Source organism: Neobacillus sp. D3-1R (assembly GCF_052180215.1).
Classification (GTDB): Bacteria; Bacillota; Bacilli; order Bacillales; family Cytobacillaceae; genus Pseudoneobacillus.
In genome coordinates this window covers 2,321,332-2,342,221 of sequence record NZ_CP197471.1, presented here as the reverse complement: position 1 = coordinate 2,342,221, position 20,890 = coordinate 2,321,332, and the positions used below count along the sequence as shown (strand labels likewise).

19 protein-coding genes and 1 pseudogene are annotated in these 20,890 nt (G+C 36.3%); 12 read left to right on the top strand and 8 right to left on the bottom strand.

What is annotated here, in order from left to right; all coding sequences use genetic code 11:
* The first annotated feature begins 16 nt into the window (after positions 1-16).
* Both ACSBPO_RS12055 and ACSBPO_RS12050 read left to right on the top strand, forming a co-directional pair.
* Complete coding sequence (locus tag ACSBPO_RS12055) at positions 17-634, top strand: DUF47 domain-containing protein (protein WP_442593542.1); 618 nt, start codon at positions 17-19, stop codon at positions 632-634.
* A gap of 13 nt (positions 635-647) precedes the next feature.
* The gene (locus tag ACSBPO_RS12050; RefSeq protein ID WP_442593540.1) at positions 648-1,646 is read left to right on the top strand and encodes an anion permease; all 999 of its coding nucleotides are present in this window, start codon (positions 648-650) and stop codon (positions 1,644-1,646) included.
* A gap of 68 nt (positions 1,647-1,714) precedes the next feature.
* Here the strand turns inward: ACSBPO_RS12050 and ACSBPO_RS12045 are convergent, their stop codons facing one another.
* From ACSBPO_RS12045 to ACSBPO_RS12030, 4 genes are all read right to left on the bottom strand, one after another.
* Entirely contained in the window at positions 1,715-3,349 is a 1,635-nt protein-coding gene (locus ACSBPO_RS12045) for a PhnE/PtxC family ABC transporter permease (RefSeq protein WP_442593538.1), read from the bottom strand.
* The gene (locus ACSBPO_RS12040; protein WP_442593536.1) at positions 3,342-4,103 is read right to left on the bottom strand and encodes a phosphonate ABC transporter ATP-binding protein; all 762 of its coding nucleotides are present in this window, start codon (positions 4,101-4,103) and stop codon (positions 3,342-3,344) included. Before ACSBPO_RS12040 ends, ACSBPO_RS12045 begins: the two co-directional genes overlap by 8 nt.
* 15 nt (positions 4,104-4,118) lie before the next feature.
* Positions 4,119-4,997: a putative selenate ABC transporter substrate-binding protein gene (locus ACSBPO_RS12035; protein ID WP_442593534.1), complete on the bottom strand. Its 879-nt coding sequence runs from the start codon at positions 4,995-4,997 to the stop codon at positions 4,119-4,121.
* 184 nt (positions 4,998-5,181) lie between these two features.
* Positions 5,182-5,721 carry a pyridoxamine 5'-phosphate oxidase family protein gene (locus tag ACSBPO_RS12030; protein WP_442593532.1) on the bottom strand — a complete coding sequence of 180 codons (540 nt, stop codon included), beginning with the start codon at positions 5,719-5,721 and terminating at the stop codon, positions 5,182-5,184.
* A 108-nt stretch (positions 5,722-5,829) separates the two neighbouring features.
* Here ACSBPO_RS12030 and pdxR point away from each other — a divergent pair, with 108 nt between their 5' ends.
* The 4 genes from pdxR (at position 5,830) to ACSBPO_RS12010 (ending at position 10,230) form a co-directional block, all read left to right on the top strand.
* Positions 5,830-7,224: a MocR-like pyridoxine biosynthesis transcription factor PdxR gene (gene pdxR, locus ACSBPO_RS12025; protein ID WP_442593530.1), complete on the top strand. Its 1,395-nt coding sequence runs from the start codon at positions 5,830-5,832 to the stop codon at positions 7,222-7,224.
* Positions 7,225-7,259: 35 nt separating this feature from the next.
* On the top strand, positions 7,260-7,889 hold the full coding sequence (locus ACSBPO_RS12020) for a hypothetical protein (RefSeq protein ID WP_442593528.1): 630 nt from the start codon (positions 7,260-7,262) through the stop codon (positions 7,887-7,889).
* A 163-nt stretch (positions 7,890-8,052) separates the two neighbouring features.
* Positions 8,053-9,243, top strand: coding sequence for a glycine C-acetyltransferase (locus tag ACSBPO_RS12015; protein ID WP_442593526.1), 1,191 nt, complete (start codon positions 8,053-8,055; stop codon positions 9,241-9,243).
* A 39-nt stretch (positions 9,244-9,282) separates the two neighbouring features.
* Positions 9,283-10,230, top strand: a complete 948-nt coding sequence (locus tag ACSBPO_RS12010) for an L-threonine 3-dehydrogenase (protein WP_442593524.1) — start codon at positions 9,283-9,285, stop codon at positions 10,228-10,230.
* Between the two features lie 129 nt (positions 10,231-10,359).
* Here the strand turns inward: ACSBPO_RS12010 and selD are convergent, their stop codons facing one another.
* On the bottom strand, positions 10,360-11,409 hold the full coding sequence (gene selD, locus ACSBPO_RS12005; RefSeq protein WP_442593521.1) for a selenide, water dikinase SelD: 1,050 nt from the start codon (positions 11,407-11,409) through the stop codon (positions 10,360-10,362).
* A gap of 253 nt (positions 11,410-11,662) precedes the next feature.
* On the opposite strand from selD, the pseudogene ACSBPO_RS12000 reads away from it, so the two are divergent.
* Positions 11,663-11,800, top strand: a pseudogene (locus tag ACSBPO_RS12000) (Rdx family protein); the annotation flags it as partial.
* Positions 11,801-11,860: 60 nt separating this feature from the next.
* On the opposite strand, the gene ACSBPO_RS11995 reads toward ACSBPO_RS12000, so the two are convergent.
* Positions 11,861-12,247, bottom strand: a complete 387-nt coding sequence (locus ACSBPO_RS11995; RefSeq protein WP_442593519.1) for an Hsp20/alpha crystallin family protein — start codon at positions 12,245-12,247, stop codon at positions 11,861-11,863.
* A gap of 96 nt (positions 12,248-12,343) precedes the next feature.
* Between ACSBPO_RS11995 and selA the strand changes: the two genes are divergently transcribed.
* Positions 12,344-13,765: an L-seryl-tRNA(Sec) selenium transferase gene (gene selA, locus ACSBPO_RS11990; RefSeq protein ID WP_442593517.1), complete on the top strand. Its 1,422-nt coding sequence runs from the start codon at positions 12,344-12,346 to the stop codon at positions 13,763-13,765.
* Between the two features lie 52 nt (positions 13,766-13,817).
* Here the strand turns inward: selA and ACSBPO_RS11985 are convergent, their stop codons facing one another.
* Positions 13,818-13,958 carry a small acid-soluble spore protein P gene (locus tag ACSBPO_RS11985; RefSeq protein ID WP_442593515.1) on the bottom strand — a complete coding sequence of 47 codons (141 nt, stop codon included), beginning with the start codon at positions 13,956-13,958 and terminating at the stop codon, positions 13,818-13,820.
* Between the two features lie 123 nt (positions 13,959-14,081).
* On the opposite strand from ACSBPO_RS11985, the gene ACSBPO_RS11980 reads away from it, so the two are divergent.
* A complete protein-coding gene (locus ACSBPO_RS11980; RefSeq protein WP_442593513.1) occupies positions 14,082-14,342 on the top strand; it encodes a DUF2524 family protein in 261 nt (86 codons plus the stop codon).
* Between the two features lie 108 nt (positions 14,343-14,450).
* Here ACSBPO_RS11980 and sspO read toward each other — a convergent pair whose 3' ends face one another.
* A complete protein-coding gene (gene sspO, locus ACSBPO_RS11975; RefSeq protein ID WP_442593511.1) occupies positions 14,451-14,600 on the bottom strand; it encodes a small acid-soluble spore protein O in 150 nt (49 codons plus the stop codon).
* Between the two features lie 347 nt (positions 14,601-14,947).
* Between sspO and acnA the strand changes: the two genes are divergently transcribed.
* From acnA to mtnA, 3 genes are all read left to right on the top strand, one after another.
* A complete protein-coding gene (gene acnA, locus ACSBPO_RS11970; protein ID WP_442593509.1) occupies positions 14,948-17,653 on the top strand; it encodes an aconitate hydratase AcnA in 2,706 nt (901 codons plus the stop codon).
* 344 nt (positions 17,654-17,997) lie between these two features.
* Complete coding sequence (abc-f, locus tag ACSBPO_RS11965; protein ID WP_442600273.1) at positions 17,998-19,716, top strand: ribosomal protection-like ABC-F family protein; 1,719 nt, start codon at positions 17,998-18,000, stop codon at positions 19,714-19,716.
* A gap of 121 nt (positions 19,717-19,837) precedes the next feature.
* Positions 19,838-20,884 carry an S-methyl-5-thioribose-1-phosphate isomerase gene (gene mtnA / locus ACSBPO_RS11960; protein WP_442600356.1) on the top strand — a complete coding sequence of 349 codons (1,047 nt, stop codon included), beginning with the start codon at positions 19,838-19,840 and terminating at the stop codon, positions 20,882-20,884.
* The last annotated feature ends 6 nt before the right edge of the window (positions 20,885-20,890 follow it).

Sequence of the window (20,890 nt, the reverse complement as noted above, 5' to 3'; positions counted from 1 at the left end):
ATGGGGGTAAAAAAAGATGGCTCTTAAGAAAAAGGATAAGTTTTCAAGTTTATTAAGTGACATGGCAGTCAATCTTAAAGAAAGTGCAAACTATTTTGCAGATTACAAGCTGAAAAATGTTAGTGACTTACAAATCTTTTTTGAAAAGATGAAGGAATATGAAACAAAAGGTGATACATACGTTCACGAAGTGATTAAAGAATTAAACAACGCTTTCATCACTCCTATTGAGAGAGAAGATATTTTACATCTTGCGATGAGTATTGACGATGTATTAGATGGTTTTGAGCATACAGCAGCTTTATTTGAAATGTATTCCATCATCCAAGCTGATGAGTATATGTTGAAAATGGTTGATGCCATTCGAAACGCTGCTATTGAAATTGAAAAAGCAATTGAACTATTAGCGAATAAGAAGTTATTACAAATCCGTGAACACGCGATTATTATTAAAGATTATGAATCAAAATGTGATGGTATTTTGAGACAATCTATTAAGCAATTATTTGCTGTTGAAAAGGATCCAATCCGTATTATTCAATATAAAGAAATTTATGAAAACCTAGAGGAAATTGCTGACGACTGTCAAGGTGTGGCAAATACATTAGAAACCATCATTATGAAAAACGCTTAAGGAGCTTAATTAAATGGATGCATTATTTATCTTAACGATGTTAGTTGTCATCTGCGCCTTAGCATTTGATTTCATAAATGGTTTTCATGATACGGCTAATGCTATTGCAACCTCTGTGTCAACTAAGGCATTAAAGCCGCGCCATGCCATCATCTTGGCAGGGGTTATGAACTTCGCTGGTGCAATGACCTTTACAGGTGTAGCAAAAACAATTACAACAGATATTATTGACCCAACTAAATTAGAAGCGGGTTCTCTGTTTATTCTGGCTGCTTTACTTGCAGCGATAGCATGGAATTTAATTACCTGGTATTATGGTATTCCTAGTAGTTCTTCTCATGCCATCATTGGAGCTATTGCTGGAGCAGGTATTACTGCTGCAGGATTTGGAGCTTTGAAGGCTGAGGGATTTATTAAAATTTTAAAAGCACTTATTATTTCACCACTTTTGGCATTTGTTATCGGTTTTATCCTTTATAGTATTTTTAAAGTTGTATTTAAAAACTTTAATTTAACGAAAACAAATCGTAATTTCCGTTTTATCCAAATTGCCACAGCAGCATTGCAATCCTTCACACATGGTACCAATGATGCTCAAAAGGCTATGGGGATCATTACGATGGCTCTAATTGCCGCTAACTACCAACAATCAACAGACATTCAATTATGGGTACAGGTATCCTGTGCACTTGCAATGGGTCTTGGAACATCTGTAGGTGGTTGGAGAATTATTAAGACTGTTGGCGGAAAGATTATGAAAATTCGTCCTGTCAATGGGGTTGCTGCTGACTTAACAGGTGCTGCTGTTATTTTTGGTGCTTCATACATTCACTTACCTGTAAGTACGACACATGTTATTTCTTCTTCTATCTTAGGGGTAGGTTCCGCTCATCGCTTAAAAGGTGTTAAGTGGGGTACAGCACAACGTATGGTGATTACCTGGTTTATTACTTTACCAATTTCAGGAACACTTGCAGCTATCATTTACTATATACTGAATTTATTCTTCTAAAAAAAACCCGGAAATGATCTTCATTTCCGGGTTTTCTTTATGGATACGTATGTGTTTTTTCTACTTTCTTATTTTGCTGCCTTTCTAAACCATTCGGAAAAGAAATCGGCTACAAAAACAAGTACTAAGTAGCAAAGCAATAATAAAGTGATTTCACTGTAATGAAAAAAACTCATGCTTAGTTTAAATTCTTGGCCTAAACCACCAGCTCCGATAAATCCAACAACAATTGTTGTTCGCATGATTACTTCCCAACGGTAAAAAATATAGGACAAAAATTTAGGCATGACAGTGGGGAATACACCATAAATTAACATTTGTGCTTTACTAGCTCCGGATGTGGCAAGATTTCGAACTGGTTTCTCATCCATTTCCTCTATGACCTCAGCGCAAAGCTTACCAAGTATTCCAAAGTTATGCAAAGCAAGAGCTAAAGCACCTGGAAGCAATCCAGGCTGAAGGATAAAGACGATAAGCATCGCCCATATTAACTCTGGAACTGCTCTTGAAAAAATATAGGAAATTCGAATAATCCCAAAGGCTATCCATTGCCAACCTTTTTTCGTTAACGTCAAGGAACCGTTGGCGAAATTTCGCGATGCTGGAATGACGGTTAAGAAACTTACCACAGACGCGATTCCTATGGCTATGACACTCATAACCAATGTTTCCCATGTTAGTCCAATAGCTGTTTTCCAGTTAGACCATACAAGATAGGCAGGTGGGTTTTCATCAACCCCAAGTAAGCCAGTGAAAAATCTTTTAGCATACTGCAAATTTTCTGCTGTGAACAGCTGTAGCAGATTAGCTTGTTGAGTAACGATAATATGATACCAGGATGTTATGATTAATAGACCGATGGCGAAGACAGAGACTCTTTTAGCGGTTAATCGATTATGGACTGTAGAGTTCATACCTCTTCTAAGTAGACTACTCCACAAATCCACTAGAACAACGAGAACAATTAAGAAAAATAAAAATGTCCAAACCTCATCGAATGCTAAATCCGCTAATGAAAGCTGAATTTGATAACCTAAGCCACCTAGACCAACAAAACTCATAATAGTGGAGGATCTAATGGAGCATTCAAATCGATATAAGGTATAGCTAATCATAGTTGCCCAAACGTATGGCATGTAGCCATAAATGAAACATTGCCAGTTCGAGGCACCTGCTGCTTTTAGCGCTTGTATAGGCTCGTTTGGAACATCATTTAATGCATCAGCCATAATTCTTCCTAAAATACCGCCATAAGGAATTGCTAATGCAAAGATAGCTGCATATGGAGAGAGTCCAAAGGAAGCGACAAACAGCCAAGCCCAAACGAGTTCGTGTATCGCTCTAGTAAAACTTAAGACCCCACGAAAAAAAGTAACTGTGAGTTTTTTTAGAGTAGGACTTTTCACAAGTATTCCTGAAGCCAAGGTTCCTGCCATAAATCCATATAGGATCGCTAATGTCATGCCAGCTACTGCATAAACTAAAGTAATCCATGTTGCTTTCAATGCAAGATTTATCATTTCTAGTGATAGGTTAGGTTGTAGAATGCTTTTTAAAATTTGTAGAATCATGATTCCACCACCAGGGTGAATGAGATCATCATTCCAATTAATCGCCGTAAAACTTAACAAAAAGGCTAGAATCAATAATAGATTTAAAAATAACCGTCTCCGGTGATCAGATGTAGTAAGAAGTTCATTCATCCTGGTTAAACTCCTTTAAACGGTATAAATCCTCCAATAAAGAGGGAGTTACCTCATCTGATGGCAGATCGAAAAACAAGTGGCCATTTTTAAGAGCGATCATTCTTGTAAAATATTTTGTCGCAAATTCAACAGAATGCAAGGTAGTAATTAATGTTTGATTATCCTCATCTGCTAATTTGGTCAGCATTTTTATTACATCCTCAGCGCGTGCTGGATCCAAAGATGAAACGGGTTCATCCGCTAAAACAATCTCTGGACTTTGAACTAATAGCCGGGCTAGTGCAACACGCTGTTGTTCCCCACCTGAAAGAGAAGACGTTCTTACATATATCTTGTCTTCAATCCCAACCCTTTTTAAAGCTTGGTAGGCAACTTGTTTGTCCTGAGGGAAAACGAAAGACCAAAGGGATTTGAAAAAACCCCAATCCTTTAATCGTCCGACTAAGACATTTTGAATAACAGGCAGGGATTCAACAAGATCAAATTGCTGGCGTATGACTCCAACTTTATTTGCCAGTTGTTTTTTTCTTTGCCAATAATCCAACGCTTGGCCATCTATAAGAATGGTACCTTCATAAGGAGAAACAATCCCCGTTAACAAATTAAAGAGAGTGGTTTTACCTGCACCACTCGGCCCAATAATAGCAATTTTTTCGCCCTTTTTGACTGAAAAAGAAAGGGAAGATAAAGATATCTTCCGCTCAAATGTTTTACCTAGGTTCTTCACCTCTAAGATCGTGGAGGTAGTCATGATGGTAATCACCTTCTATTTAATAATACCTAATTGCTTTGCCACTTTTTCGATTTCTTTGTAATTTTCATTGTTCGTTTCTATAAAGCTATCGGTTTGTAATAAATTCATCAATTCGCTGTCATCGCTTTTTATTGAAAGAATAGCTTCTTTGACCTTATCTTTAGTACCTTTACCGTACTGATCGTCTAAGTTGTTAATCGTCCAATTATAATCATAGTAAGGGGGAGTTGTGTAGAAAACTTCAACCTTATTTGTATCTACTTTACCTTCTTTCACAGCTGCTTCCCAAACAGAAATATTTAATGCTCCTGTTTCATAAGCTCCTGATTCAACTAGTTTGTAAGTGGTATCATGTGAACCAGAGTAGTTGGGCTTGCTCTTGAAATCCTTATCTGCATCAATACCTGCTTCCATTAAAAAGTAGCGTGGCATTAAATGTCCAGAAGTAGAGCTTTCACTTCCGAAAGTAAAGCTTTTTCCTTTTAAATCTGCAAGAGAATGAATAGGTAAACCTTTTTGTTTTATAAAAACAGATTCAAATTTTTCATCTGTTGGGCGTTGTGCAATTGCTTCTGCTCCTGGTACAACGTTTCTAGCTTGAACTCCGGTTAATCCCCCAAACCAGGCTAATTGAATTTCTCCACGTTCGAAGCCTGTCACTAAGGCAGAATAATCAACCGAAGGAACAAATTTTACATTTAATCCTGTTTTTTCAGATAAATAGGCAGCAAAATCATCCATGCTTCGATTAATATCAGCCACATTTTGATCCGGAATCATTCCAATATTAAAAACATCTTTTTTAGCATCTGTAGATTTTTCTCCCTGAGAACATGCAACTAAATTAATTAGTAACATGATCGTCATAAAAGGATAAAGCCATTTTCTCATAATATCCCCCTTTGTGTCCGTAACATAACAAACTTATTTTACAGGAATAAGGGGAATTTTCAAGAGAAGTGACAAATCATTACAAAAACAGGGAAAAAAGATTAAAAATAAAAAACCCCCTTACGTATTAAGTAGGGGGTAATCAAATAAAGGAGGGGAGAAGAATCGTTCTTTCACTTCTAATTTAGGAATCCATTTGTACGGTTCTTCCCTTGTAATAGCGCTTTTCCTCTACTAATTCATTTTCCTTTGCTGTTAAATTATCGGTTTTAATTTCAATGATTGACGTTTTACTGCCAAGTGAAGAACGATATCTTTCTACATGTGTCTGCGAAAGAGGCTGATCATAATAATCAGGAACATACTTTTCCAGCATTTTTTGCATGACGGCTGTCGCTTTTGGTAAATCTGTTAATGTTTTTGCTTCTCCAAAAATCATGACACTCATATAGGCAGTATCCGTTTTGGCTGGAACAGGGTCTGTCATCGTTCCATAGCTCGCACTTACGGTAAAACAAACATTTTGGTTTTCTGCTAAAATCTCCATCTTTTTCCCCTCAGAGGCTCCATGAAAATAAATATTTCCATTATGCCAAACAAAGTTTAAAGGAACGACATACGGGAAATCGTTTAATGATAGACCTAGGAACCCAGTATCAGTGTTTTCTAGGAAAGTATTTATTTTCTCTTGATTGGTACATTCTAATTTTTTCATTCTAATCATTTTCCATATCCTCCATAATTTTCATGATACAATCATTTTAGATAGAGATTGACCTTATCTAAAGTGACAGTTTTTAAAAATTTATAAAGGTCAGATGGAGTGGGAGAAATGGATAGAACCCCCTTTTTAAATAGTAAATTGAGGATTCCGTTATATGTACAATTGTATGAATACTTTAAAGAAGAAGTAGAAAGTGGGAGAATTTTAGAAAATACAAAACTACCATCTATTCGACAACTTGCCTTACATCTAAAGATCAGTCGGAATACAGTTGAAACAGCCTATCAACAGTTAATTGCTGAAGGGTATGTGGAAAGTAGACCTAAAAGTGGAGTAATCGTTTTAAAAATGGAAACCAAAGTGTCAACACCTGAAAAAGATAAAGTAACAGAGGAGATAGTGACTACTGAGAAAAAATCGTTTATCGATTTTCAATATGGAGATATAGAAGTAGAAAAATTCCCAATGAGGGAATGGCGTCGAAGTATTGTAAATGCAGTCAGTTATTCTAATGAGGCTTTGTTTACCTATGGAGATAAGCAGGGCCATCATGGATTACGAAAAGAAATTGCAAGCTATTTATTCGAAGCTAGAGGGATTGATTGCGATGCGTCTGAAATTGTCTTATGCGCTGGTACTCAACAATCCATCCTATTGGTTAGCTATCTCTTAGAATTATTTAATGAAAAGGTTGCCATGGAGGAACCAGGTTATGATGGTGTTCGTTCCGTCTTTGAGAAGCATCATTGCAATATAGAATCCATTCCTCTTGAGCATGATGGAGTAAATATTCAAAAGGTTAAAAGCAGTAAGGCAAAAGCTTTATATTTAACGCCATCTCATCAGTTTCCTTTAGGAATGGTTCTATCGATATCGAAAAGAAAAACATTACTGGAATGGGCCAATGAAGAAAACAGTTACTTAATAGAAGATGATTATGATAGTGAATTCCGCTATATTGGTCAACCCATTCCTTCTTTAAAATCACTCGATTCTTTTGAACGAGTTATCTATCTCGGTACGTTTTCAAAAGCTTTTTTACCCGCAGCAAGGGTTAGTTATATTGTTTTACCTAAGGTTTTGATACATAAATATAAAGAAGAATATTCATTCCTCCACCAGGCAATTTCACCTATCATTCAGGAAGCACTATATCAGTTTATGAAAAATGGTGAATTTGCGAAGCATATAAGAAAAATGAGGAAAACTTATCAATCCAAACACAAAAAACTTAATGAATGTCTGCATAAATATTTAGGTGAACATGTAACGATTATCGGTCAAAAAGCTGGCCTTCATCTACTCATTCAGATCAAAAACCAAAAGGTGGCTGATCTCATTTTGAAAGCTGAAAAAGCTGGAGTTAAGGTTTACCCAGCTCATACTTTTTGGAAGGGGAAGGTTAAAACCGTTGATGAAAGCTTAATGCTCGGATATGGTGGGTTATCAGAAGCGGAAATAGAGGATGGAGTAATTAAACTAAAAAGGGCTTGGTTAGGATAAACTTATGGAAGGTCAGTTAAACTGGAGGTATTGATATGTCAGGGAAAAAATTTATTGTTGTTCTCGTACTGGCGTTTGTATTTTCAGCCCTACTATCTTTTTTAAATATTAATCCTGTATTAATTTTTATTTTAACTTTTTTACTCATTTTCATTTTTTTCAACCCTAGGTTGGTTTATTTTTCCAATAACCTTAAAGAAATAGAGAAATTTCTTATAAAAAATCGAAAAATCCCTGAATATCAGCTTTTTTATGGTGCAGCTAATCATATTGAGGAAGATGTTCGTGAGGCGATTGGGAAGCTTCTAAAGAACTCGATTTTAAGATCCCAGTTTCCCACATATGAAACCATCCTAGCCCTTTTTAATAAGGATGTCGAAGAAGCTAAAAGACACATTGAGAAAATCAAACCATTACAATATCAACTATATTACCGTGCAATTATTTTAACAGAAGAGAATCAATTAGAAGAGGCAAGAGAACTAGTCAAAAGAATGAATAAGCTCTGGATGATTGAAGCGGTTAAAGTGGAATTGGCTAAAAAGGATGATCAACCTAAGATAGCAGAGGAACATGCCAAAAAGGCTGTTTCTCTGGCAAGGGGACTACAAAAATATGTATTGGCCAAAACATTTGAAAGAGAACTAGGTTTAAAAATTATATAATTTTTTTGTCCTCTTCACATGTACATTTTTAAAAAATATGATACAGTTATATTTATAATAAGTGTTGGTATATAAACAAAGAAAGCGATTACATCTGTCCTTTCTGTATGTACAATTGTTTATCCTGTAATGACATTGAAAGCGAATTAAAGGAGGAAATTAAATGTCAAGTCACAAACTAAATCAGTTTTTAACTGAAAACTTAGAAGATCTAAAAAGTAAAGGTTTATATAACGTTATTGACCCTCTTGAAAGTCCAAACGGTCCAATGATAAAAATTAAAGGCAAAGAATTAATTAATCTTTCCTCCAATAACTATCTTGGTTTAGCTACTGACGAACGATTGAAGAAGGTAGCTGAGGAAGCAATCGAGAAGTTTGGGGTAGGAGCAGGCGCTGTTCGAACCATTAACGGAACATTAGAATTACATACTCGTTTAGAAGAAAAATTAGCGGAATTCAAACATACAGAAGCAGCTATTGCTTATCAATCAGGTTTCAATTGTAATATGGCCGCTATTTCGGCTGTAATGGATAAAAATGATGCTATTCTATCCGATGAACTAAACCATGCCTCTATTATTGACGGTTGCCGTTTATCAAGAGCCAAAATCATTCGGTATAACCATTCAGATATGGACGATTTACGTGCAAGGGCAAAGGAAGCTACCGAATCGGGTCAATATAATAAGGTAATGGTTATTACCGACGGAGTTTTTTCAATGGATGGGGATATCGCGAAATTACCTGAAATTGTAGAAATCGCGGAAGAATTCGACCTTATTACCTATGTCGATGATGCACACGGTTCAGGTGTATTAGGAAAAGGTGCAGGTACAGTAAAGCATTTTGGGTTATCTGACAAAATTGACTTCCAAATTGGTACTCTTTCTAAGGCAATAGGTGTGGTCGGTGGTTATGTTGCAGGTAAAAAGGACTTAATTGATTGGTTAAAGGTTCGTAGCCGCCCATTCCTTTTCTCTACATCCTTAACCCCAGCAGACGTTGCTGCGAGCATTAGATCCATAGAGATTTTAATGGAAAGCACAGAATTAAATGAGCGTTTATGGGAAAACGGCAATTATTTGAAAAAGGGTCTTAAAAATCTAGGTTTTGATATTGGAGACAGTGAAACACCAATTACACCTTGTATCATTGGGGACGAAGTAAAAACTCAGCAATTTAGTAAACGTCTGTATGAAGAAGGTGTATATGCGAAGGCAATTGTATTCCCAACAGTACCACAAGGAACTGGCCGAGTACGTAATATGCCTTCAGCCGCACATACGAAGGAAATGCTTGATAAGGCCATTTCCATGTATGAAAAAGTGGGTAAAGAGTTAGGGATTATTTAATTTTTGTAATAAAGAAAACACTTCCTTGGAGGATTATATATGAAAAAGATTTTTATTACGGGAGCTCTTGGACAAATCGGATCGGAACTTACCTCAGCACTGCGTAGAATATATGGGGGAGATAATGTTGTTGCAACAGATATACGTAAAAATGATAGTGAAGCAGCAAATAATGGTCCTTTTGAGATTTTAGATGTAATGGATGGAAATAAGATGGTCGAATTGGCCAAAAAGCATAATGCTGATACAATCATCCATCTAGCAGCCTTATTATCTGCTACTGCTGAAGCTAAACCGCTATTTGCATGGAATTTAAATATGGGCGGTTTAATGAACGCATTGGAGACAGCGCGTGAACTAGATTGTCAATTCTTCACTCCAAGTTCAATAGGGGCATTTGGTCCATCAACACCAAAGGACAATACTCCACAGGATACCATTCAACGTCCGACAACCATGTATGGGGTTAATAAAGTAGCGGGAGAATTACTTGCTGATTATTATTATCATAAATTTGGTGTCGACACACGCGGTTTACGATTCCCTGGATTAATTTCTTATGTTACACCTCCAGGTGGCGGTACAACGGATTATGCAGTTGAGATTTATTATGAAGCGATTAAAAATGGTTCCTATACGTCATACATCGGCCAAGGAACATATATGGATATGATGTATATGCCTGATGCTCTTAATGCGATAGTAAACTTAATGGAAGCAGATGCGAGCAAACTTAAGCATCGCAATTCGTTTAACGTAACAGCCATGAGCTTTGCTCCAGAAGAAATTGCCGCTGAAATCAAAAAACATATTTCAGGATTTGAAATGAATTACCAAGTTGATCCGATTCGTCAAGGAATTGCGGACAGCTGGCCTAATTCCATTGATGCTTCAGCAGCAACCGAAGAGTGGGGATTCAAAGCTGATTATGATTTAGCAAAAATGACGAAGGATATGCTTGATAAGCTTTCTGTTAAACTTAAATAATTATTTTAAAAGGAACCCAATTTTGGGTTCTTTTTTTAGGGGGGAAAAGTTCTGCTTTTACCTTTACCAGAAGGGTTGGTAGTTGGAGTTTATCAGAGAAAAAGGCCTAACCATATGGTTAAGCCTTTACTATTTTACATAAATTAATTTTTCCTTAGCTTCTGTTACCTTTCCAATTATAGAAGCGTGGGATAAACCGTTTGCTTTAAGGTCGTTAATGTATAAAACGGCATCAGCTTCTGATAAAGACACTAATAGACCGCCAGAAGTAATTGCATCACATAAAATCAATTGATGTTCCACCGATAAAGAATCAAAATCAAGCTCATTTTCTAACCATTTTAAATTTGACTTCGACCCTCCTGGGACAACCCCATCTTTAGCAAGTTGATAGGTACCATCTAACACAGGTACATCTAAATGGTTGATTTCAAAACTTACATTGCTTCCACGAGCCATTTCACTGCCATGGCCTAATAGTCCAAATCCAGTGACATCCGTAACAGCATTTGGCTGGTGATTTTTCAAAAGCTCTGCAGCTGTTTTATTAAGCATGGCCATGGTTTCAGTGACGATTTTTTCTTGTTCAACTGTCACCGCGCCACGTTTAATACCAGTGGTTTGAATTCCTACACCTATAGGTTTCGTTATGACTAATACATCGCCTGGTTTTGCCCCAACATTTTTCCATACTTTATTAGGGTGTACGATCCCTGTGACAGATAATCCGAATTTCGGCTCTTGGTCATCAATCGAGTGACCACCAATAGTAATTGCGCCAGCTTCATGGACTTTGTCAGCTGCTCCAGTCAAAATTTGTGCTAATATTTCTGAACCTAATTTTTTAATCGGATAGCCAACAATATTTAGAACCGTTTTCGGTTCACCGCCCATAGCATAAACATCACTTAAGGCATTTGCTGCTGCGATTTGGCCAAACATATATGGATCATCAACAATTGGTGTAAAATAGTCAAGTGTTTGAATTAAGGCGATATCATCCGTTAATTGATAAACACCAGCATCATCAGATGTCTCATGACCAACTAGTAATTCTGGAACAGGATCAAATTTTGGTAATAGACGCAACACTTGCGCCAAGTCCTCAGGACCTATTTTGCATCCTCAGCCAGCTTTTGTTGATAATGAAGTTAGGCGAATTTTTTCATGTTCACTCATTTTTTCCACCTCCAAGGACAAGTATATAACTAAATGACTCCATATACCTAATAGAAACAAAATATTTGCCACAAAATATTACATATACTAAAATGACAATACATTCACAATATTGGAATATTCGTGAAATATGATGTAGGAGTGAAAATAAATGAGCACGTATGAAGTAAAAGTCGAATTCTGCATGAAGTGAAACTATGCACCAAAAGTCGCGAGTTTCGCGGAAGCGCTATTTACTCATTTCCGACACAATGTAACAAAGCTAGAACTAGTCCCTATTTCAGGAGGAGCGTTCGAAGTTACGGTAAATGGAAACAAAATTTATTCTAAATTGGATACAGGTATTTTCCCAAATACGCAAGAATTAATTCAAAAAATAGAAACACTATGACATCATCACAATAACGCATTAACGTGCCGGGGGTCTGACCCCCGGCACGTTAATGCGTTATTATGTTAAAGTTATTTGGCGGTTTTTAGGTTGTACTTGCTGTTTTTTGGATATAGATATTTCTAGTATGTCATTGGAATAAGTTGCATTTACCTTTTGGGCGTTTATCACAAAGGGAAAGGTGACAGTTCTTTCTCTTGTTTGGCCAGAAGATTCACAAGCTTTAATAATTATATGTGAATCATTTATGAAAATAGTGATATTTGCAGAAGAATAATTAGGAAGAAGCGCCTCAATAATCATCTCTGTTTCAGAGTCATATAAATCTATACGGAATTGGCTTTGATCTAAAAAACTTGTATTTGGATCTAAAAATAGAGATTCCAACCATTTCTCTAGCTCATTATCTGGGTCAAAAATCTCATCCTTTTGGTTTGAATTCATCATTTCTACGCTCCTTTCCTTCATATCATATTCCTCTGATATGCATAGGTGAGAAAAGTGATATACTAGAAAAGTACTATATTTGAAGGGGTTTTTCATTTGAAAGAGTGGCTACGTTTTATTCCTGCAATACATGAATTAAAATCTAATAAATCTTTTCAACATATACTCGAACATTCAGGACTTGATGACCTTGAATTAACCAAGCAATTGCGTTTTCTCGTCGATACGATTCGGGAACAATTATTAAACGAAAGTTGGTCCGGAGCTCATCCAAGTTCTGGTGCATTTATCGATGAACTTTTTGGACTTCTTGAAAAAAATGTTACGCAACAATATGCTTATACATTAAAAAGAGTTATTAACGCAACGGGTACCATTTTACATACAAATTTAGGAAGAGCTCGGCTTAGTCAAAACGCCATCTTTCATATGATTGATACAGCAAGACATTACTCCAATTTGGAATATAAGTTGGAGGAGGGCGAGAGAGGTTCTAGACATTCACATATAGAGGTATTGCTAAAAGTATTAACGGGTGCTGAATCAGCAATGGTTGTTAATAATAATGCAGCTGCCGTGTATTTAATTTTAAGGGCTTTAGCTAAAGATAAAGAAGTAATTGTCTCTCGTGGACAACTAGTGGAAATTGGTGGTTCTTTCCGTATATCTTCTATTATGGAGGAAAGTGGTGCCACACTTGTGGAAGTGGGGACGACGAACAAAACTCATTTATTTGATTATGAAAATGCAATAAATGAACATACAAAAATGATTTTAAAAGTACATACCTCTAATTTTAAAACAATTGGATTTACTAAAACTGTTGAAAGTGAAGAATTAGTCAATCTTTCCTCTCAGCACGAAAATATTATTTTTTATGAGGATTTAGGTAGTGGCGTCTTATATGATTTTACACAGCATAGAATAGGGGACGAGCCTGTCGTAAAAAGGATCGTTGAATTAGGTGCTGATCTTGTTTCATTTAGTGGTGACAAACTTTTAGGTGGTCCACAAGCGGGAATCATTGTTGGAAAAAAAGAATTAGTGGAAAAGCTCAAAAAGCATCAATTAGCACGTGTCCTTCGTGTAGATAAAATGACATTAGCAGCTTTGGAGGGAACTCTACTTGATTATTTAAAAGGCGAAAACGGCAGAATGAACATACCTACCTTAAGAGATATGCTATGGTGTAAAGAGGAAATAAAAAGCAGAGCGACTGATTTGATAAAAAAGCTTTTGGAAATGGCTCCTGAGTATGAAGTAGCCTTGATGGAAAGTACAAGTCAAGTTGGCGGGGGAACCATGCCAGATGTTGAACTTCCAACTGTTGTTCTTACAATCAAACACCCTAGAGTGTCTTCTGCAGCACTAGCCAAAAAATTACGCGTTGATTGCCAACCCGCTATTGTGACACGGGTTCAAAACGATGAATTACTTATTGACCTGCGAACAGTTGAGCCGGAAGAGGAAGAATTAATCCTAAATGCTCTTCAAATAGTAGGAAATTCAATTATATAGTAGAAAGCTACAGGTACTCGAAATAACCTGTAGCTTTTTTATTTAGATTTTATTACATATCATGGTGAGAATTGTGTTTTTGTCTTGTGTGGTTTCGGTTTTTAACCTTTTTAGATCCACTCATCGGTTCAGGTTGACCAGATTGTTTTGGTGCGTTTTTACGCATATCCTTACTGTCATTTTTGTTTGTCATCTTTTATCCCTCCTCAAAATTAGGATGTGAAGCGACGATTTTTTTATTCCAATATAACCTTGAATAATTTTCGCATGTTTGCACAATTTAACGTTACATAATTCAACAAGGAGTGAGATAAAAATGCCTTATCACAAGGATAAACAACAAGCTTTTCAAGCAGCTCAACAGGGAGTAGAGGATGCACAAGAGCTTTATCATGAAATCGTTCGTGATAGTGCTAGTTATGGTCATCAGTTAAAGCACTTAAAGCAAGAAGTAAATGAAGCATACCAATCCATTGAAAACGCCTTAGAAGTAGCTTCTGAACACCAAAGAAAGCAATTAGAAAGATTCCAGCAAGATTTGCAACAAATGGTTAATGAAGTCAATATGGATGAATAAAAATTTATCTTTTTCAAATAGAGGGAACAAAATAACCTCCACGTGTTGTGGGGGTTATTTTTACGAAATAAAAACAAAAAAGGTCTCCATTTAAGGAGACCTCCCAGATTACTGATTTTTCTTCCGCTTTTTATTATTTAATTTCTGAGCGGCGGTTAAAGGTTCATTGGAAAATTCCTGATTATATCCAGCACCCATTCCTTGAGCACTTGCTGCATTTGCCCCTGGAATAACATGATTTGCTTTACGTTTACCCATTAAAATTCCTCCTATCTTTCACTAAAGGACGATATAGGAGATTCATCTCCTAATGGTATTAGCATATCCTTCGATAAAAAAAGGTTACATGGAAAAATGTTTTAGTACAAAAATGGTTTTCCTTTATAAATAAATATGAAAAACTTCACGATTTATTGATTTAACCTTATTTTCTACTATTTATAATAAGAAAAACTTATTAAAAACTATAACATACTTGTTATTTACTTATGTAATTGGTTGTATTAAGATAAGAATTGTAAGAAAAGTAAGGATGGATGGGAATATTCTAACTTTTCGACCTTTCATATATTTTATGTGTACATATTGTCAAGGGGGTAAGAAAGATGTCTAAAGATGTTTTTAATGCACGCAGTTCATTTGAACTAAACGGCAAACGCTATCATTATTACAAATTAGCGGCCTTAGAAGATGCAGGAATTAAAAATGTATCAAAATTACCTTATTCAATTAAAGTGTTACTTGAATCTGTACTTCGCCAACAAGATGGTCGTGTTATTACTAAGGAACACGTGGAAAATTTAGCTAAATGGGGAACAGACGAGTTGAAGGAAGTAGATGTACCATTTAAGCCTTCTCGTGTTATTCTTCAAGATTTTACAGGTGTACCAGCAGTAGTAGACCTTGCTTCTTTACGTAAAGCAATGGCTGATATGGGTGGAGACCCTGATAAAATTAACCCTGAAAAGACTGTAGATCTTGTTATCGACCACTCTGTTCAGGTTGACCAATACGGAACGCCAGATTCTTTAGAAGCTAACATGGTGTTAGAATTTGAACGTAACGCTGAGCGTTATCAGTTCCTAAGCTGGGCACAAAAAGCATTCAATAACTACCGCGCTGTTCCACCTGCAACAGGTATTGTTCACCAAGTAAACCTAGAGTTTCTTGCTGATGTTGTTCATGTTGCTGAAACAGCAGATGGTGAATTTGAAGCTTATCCGGATACATTAGTAGGTACTGACTCTCATACAACGATGATCAACGGTATCGGTGTTCTTGGATGGGGTGTTGGTGGTATTGAAGCAGAAGCTGGAATGCTTGGACAGCCATCTTACTTCCCAGTACCAGAGGTTGTTGGGGTTAAATTAGTTGGAGAACTTCCAAACGGTGCAACAGCAACTGACTTAGCATTAAAAGTAACTCAAGTATTACGTAGCGCAGGTGTAGTAGGTAAATTCGTTGAATTCTTCGGACCTGGGGTTTTATCATTACCATTAGCTGACCGTGCAACAGTTGCTAACATGGCTCCTGAATACGGTGCAACTTGTGGATTCTTCCCAGTTGACGCAGAATCTCTTGATTACCTTCGTTTAACTGGCCGTGATGAAGAGCAAGTTCAAGTGGTTGAACAATATTGTAAAGAAAACGGATTATTCTTTGATCCAAGTTTTGAACCTGTTTACACTGATGTAATTGAAATTGATCTTTCTGTAATTGAAGCAAATCTTTCTGGTCCTAAGCGTCCACAAGATTTAATTCCTTTATCACAAATGAAAGATACTTTTGTTAAAGCTGTAAGTGCACCTCAAGGAAACCAAGGATTTGGTTTAACAGATGCTGAGCTTGACAGAGAGACAACTGTTCAATTCAATAACGGTGACCAAACGGTTATGAAGACTGGAGCAGTTGCAATCGCTTCTATCACTAGCTGTACAAATACTTCTAACCCATATGTACTTGTAGGTGCGGGTCTAGTTGCGAAAAAAGCAGTGGAATTAGGTTTAGAGGTACCTAAATTTGTTAAAACATCTTTAGCTCCTGGTTCTAAGGTTGTAACTGGATATCTTCGTGATTCTGGATTACTTCCATACTTAGAGCAATTAGGCTTCAACCTTGTTGGATATGGATGTACAACATGTATCGGTAACTCTGGTCCATTAAAGGATGAAATCGAAAAGGCTGTTTCTGAAAGCGACTTACTTGTAACATCTGTTCTTTCAGGTAACCGTAACTTCGAAGGCCGTATTCACCCGCTTGTTAAAGCAAACTATTTAGCTTCACCACCATTAGTAGTCGCTTATGCTCTTGCAGGTAACGTGAACATTGACCTACAAAAAGAAGCAATCGGTAAAGATCGTAATGGTAATGACGTCTTCTTAAAAGAAATCTGGCCAACAACTGCTGAAGTGGCTGATGTTGTTAAACAAACCGTTACTCCTGAGTTGTTCCGTAGAGAATATGAAAATGTATTTGGAGACAATGCTCGTTGGAACGAAATCAAAACTAGCAATGAACCTTTATATACATTTGATGATAAATCAACATATATCCAAAATCCTCCATTCTTTGAAGGATTATCTGCAGAACCAGGTGAAGTTAAACCTTTATCAGGACTTCGTGTAGTTGGAAAATTCGGTGATTCTGTAACAACTGACCATATTTCTCCTGCAGGTTCTATTGGAAGAAACACGCCAGCTGGAAAATATTTATTAGAAAACGGTGTAGAGCCTCGTGACTTTAACTCTTATGGATCTCGTCGTGGTAACCATGAAGTTATGATGCGTGGAACATTTGCAAACATTCGTATTCGTAACCAAATCGCTCCTGGTACAGAAGGTGGAGTCACTACTTACTGGCCAACTGGCGAAGTAACATCTATTTATGATGCTTGCATGCAGTATAAACAAGATGGCACTGGTCTAGTTGTATTAGCAGGAAAAGATTACGGTATGGGATCTTCTCGTGACTGGGCAGCAAAAGGTACTAACCTTCTTGGAATCAAGACCGTTATTGCTGAAAGCTTTGAGCGTATCCACCGTTCTAACCTTGTATTAATGGGTGTTCTTCCTCTTCAATTTAAAGAAGGCGAAAACGCTGATACTTTAGGATTAACTGGAAAAGAAACAATCGATGTTCAAGTTGACGAAAATGTAAGACCACGCGACCTTCTAAAAGTGACAGCAACTGATGAAGCTGGTAACAAGAAGGAGTTCGAAGTTCTTGTACGTTTCGATTCAGAAGTTGAAATCGACTACTACCGTCATGGTGGAATTTTACCAATGGTATTACGTGAAAAATTAAAAGCGTAATCACCTATTCTAGTCTATAAACCACTCTACAATGTGTAGAGTGGTTTTTTATTGACTTATTTCTTTACCAAATTTATACTTATGTTACATATACAAGAAAGGGATGAAAAAAGGGGAATGAAGTTATAATCTTATTTTTCAAATGATGATTCGAATAATCGAACATTCAGGAACTTGAAGAATAGGATTAGTCTGCCCTTTTTCCATACACGTGAAAAAACGATTGTGCTTGTTTAGGCATATCGTCTTATTTTGGTGTGATTTTTTTGTCATAAAGGCATTCTTAACCTCTTCAGGTTTCTGAAGAGGTTTTTATTTTTTAATAAATGCTTGAGGTGACATATATGAACGTGATGAAAATAAGAAATATAAAAAAGAGTTTTGGAGAAGTTGATGTATTAAATGATGTTCATTTTGATATAGCAGAGAACGCTACAATTGGCTTGGTTGGTTATAATGGAACCGGTAAAACGACTTTAGCCAATGTTATTGCCGGTAAATCACAGCCTGACTCTGGAACAATAGAAACCATTCAATCATTAAAAATTGGCTATTTAACACAATCGGTTGAGTATCAATTATTTGATTATCAAAAAGGGCTATTGGAATTAGATAATAAAGGATATTTGGAAGTGACTAGTCATTTAGGACTCGATAAGGTCCACAATTGGGAGGAAGATCGTTTTCATCATCTAAGTGGTGGAGAGAAACTAAAAATTGTTTTAGCCCAAATATGGAACTCTAAGCCGAATTTTTTATTATTGGATGAACCAACGAATCACCTTGATTTACAGGGTATAAACTGGCTTATTGATGAATTAAAAGGTTTTCAAGGCCCAGTAATCATTATATCTCATGACCGTTATTTTTTAGATGAGATTGCCACAAGCATTATCGAGCTAGATGATGGTCAAATAAATGAATATACGGGAAATTACACGAAATATCGTCATGAAAAAGATCTTCGTAAAAAAATACAACTGCATCATTATGAAGAACAGCAAAGATACAAGCAAAAAATAGAGAATCAAATGGAGCAATTACGGACATGGTCAGATAAAGCCCATCGTGAATCAACAAAAGGTGGAAGTCCTTCTGAAAGAAGACAAATTGGATTTAAGGAATACAATCGTAAAAAAGCAAAGAAAATGGATAATCAAGTGAAATCCAAAATGAAAAGATTAGAAAAAGAGTTAGAGAAAAAACAAATCCTAAAGCCGAAAGATGATCCTTCATTAGCCTTTCAATTTCAAGCGGAAGGTAAAAAAGGAAAAAGAGTCGTCGAAGCAAAGAATATAGGCAAATCATTTAACGGCAAATCACTATTTCATAACAGCCAGTTTTATATAAAGTTTGGGGAGAAGATAGGGATTATTGGACCAAACGGTTGTGGTAAGACTACTTTAATACGTATGCTCCTGGGTGAAGAAGAAATAAGCAATGGTGAGCTTTGGAAAAGTCCCAATCTAAAATTGGCATACTTGAGTCAAGATTTATTAGATCTAAATCCAGAGCAAACCGTACTAGAGTCATTTGGTAACCTTAATCGAGATGAAATATTCTCAGCAAGAACATTGATTTCGAATATAGGTTTACCTAGAGAAATCGTAGATAAAAAAATTGAGACATTAAGTTTAGGACAAAGAATTAGAGTGAAAATAGTTGATATGTTACTAAAGGAATACGATATATTAATCCTAGATGAACCAACTAATCATCTTGATCTCCCCAGTCGTGAACAATTAGAAAGCACACTTAAAGATTTTAAGGGGACGATTTTGACCGTCTCACATGATTATTATTTTATTAATAGTGTTTGTGATACTTTATTAGTGTTTGAACAAAACCGCATCAAACGGGTTGAAAAAACATTAGCTGAATACCAACATTATAAAAATGTGGACCAGGATACAAAGAAAAAAGAGGAAGAATTATTGATTATTGATAATCGATTAACAACGATCCTTGGTCAATTAAGTCTTCTGACTCCATCAGATGCAAAATACTCTGAATTAGATTCGCAATTTAAACAGCTTCTCCAATTAAAGAAGAAATTATCGTAAGTAGTCAAAATAGTAGCAATTATTCACATTTCTTAAACTTTTATTTCTCATCGATATTTTTCATGTTAAAATGAGCAAGTATATCGGAGATTGTCGAGTGAGAGAGGAGCAAGTAATAGTCATGACCGAAGCTTTTTTACAATCCGTTTCATATGAAAATGGAATCTTAACCATTTTAGATCAGACCAAACTACCAAATATAACTGAATTTATTCAAATAGAACGTATTGAGGATGCATGGGATGCCATTAAACAATTAAAGGTAAGAGGCGCACCTGCAATAGGGATAGCAGCGGCTTATGGACTTTTACTTGGAATTAGGGATGTAAGTGAAGAAAATTTTGAATCTTTTTACCATGAGTTTCAGAAGCATTCTGAGTATTTAGCATCATCAAGACCTACTGCGGTTAATTTATTTTGGGCTTTACAGCGAATGAATGATAGGGTGTTAAAAGAAAAAGACCTTCCTGTTTCCAAAATTAAAGAAAAATTAGAACAAGAAGCCCATTTAATTCGACAAGAGGACGAGGAAGTTTGTCGCTCCATTGGCGAGCATGCTCTTACACTTTTTAAAGATGGCATGGGAATCTTAACACATTGTAATGCAGGTGGGATAGCGACAGCCAAATATGGAACAGCTTTAGCGCCGATTTATTTAGCAAAGGAAAAAGGCTGGGATATTAAGGTGTTTGCAGATGAAACAAGACCATTGTTACAAGGTGCTCGTTTAACTACTTGGGAATTGATGCAGGCAGGTATCGATGTGACTCTTATAACAGATAGTATGGCCGCAATGGTGATGAGTAAAGGTTTGGTGCAAGCGGTTATTGTTGGCTGTGACCGTGTTGCAGCAAATGGAGATGTTGCCAATAAAATTGGGACATATGGAGTAGCATTATTAGCAAAGGCTCACAATATTCCATTCTATGTAGCTGCTCCGCTTTCTACAGTTGACCTTTCAACGAAAAACGGTAATGAAATACCGATTGAAGAGAGAGGGTCCCAAGAGATTACGGAGGGATTTGGTAAACTTACGGCACCAGAAGGAGTTAAAGTATTTAATCCTGCTTTTGACGTAACACCGGCAGAAAATATTACAGCTATCATCACAGAAAAAGGTGTTATAAAAGGTAATTACCAAGAGGAATTAGCAAAGCTATTTCAATAGGATAAT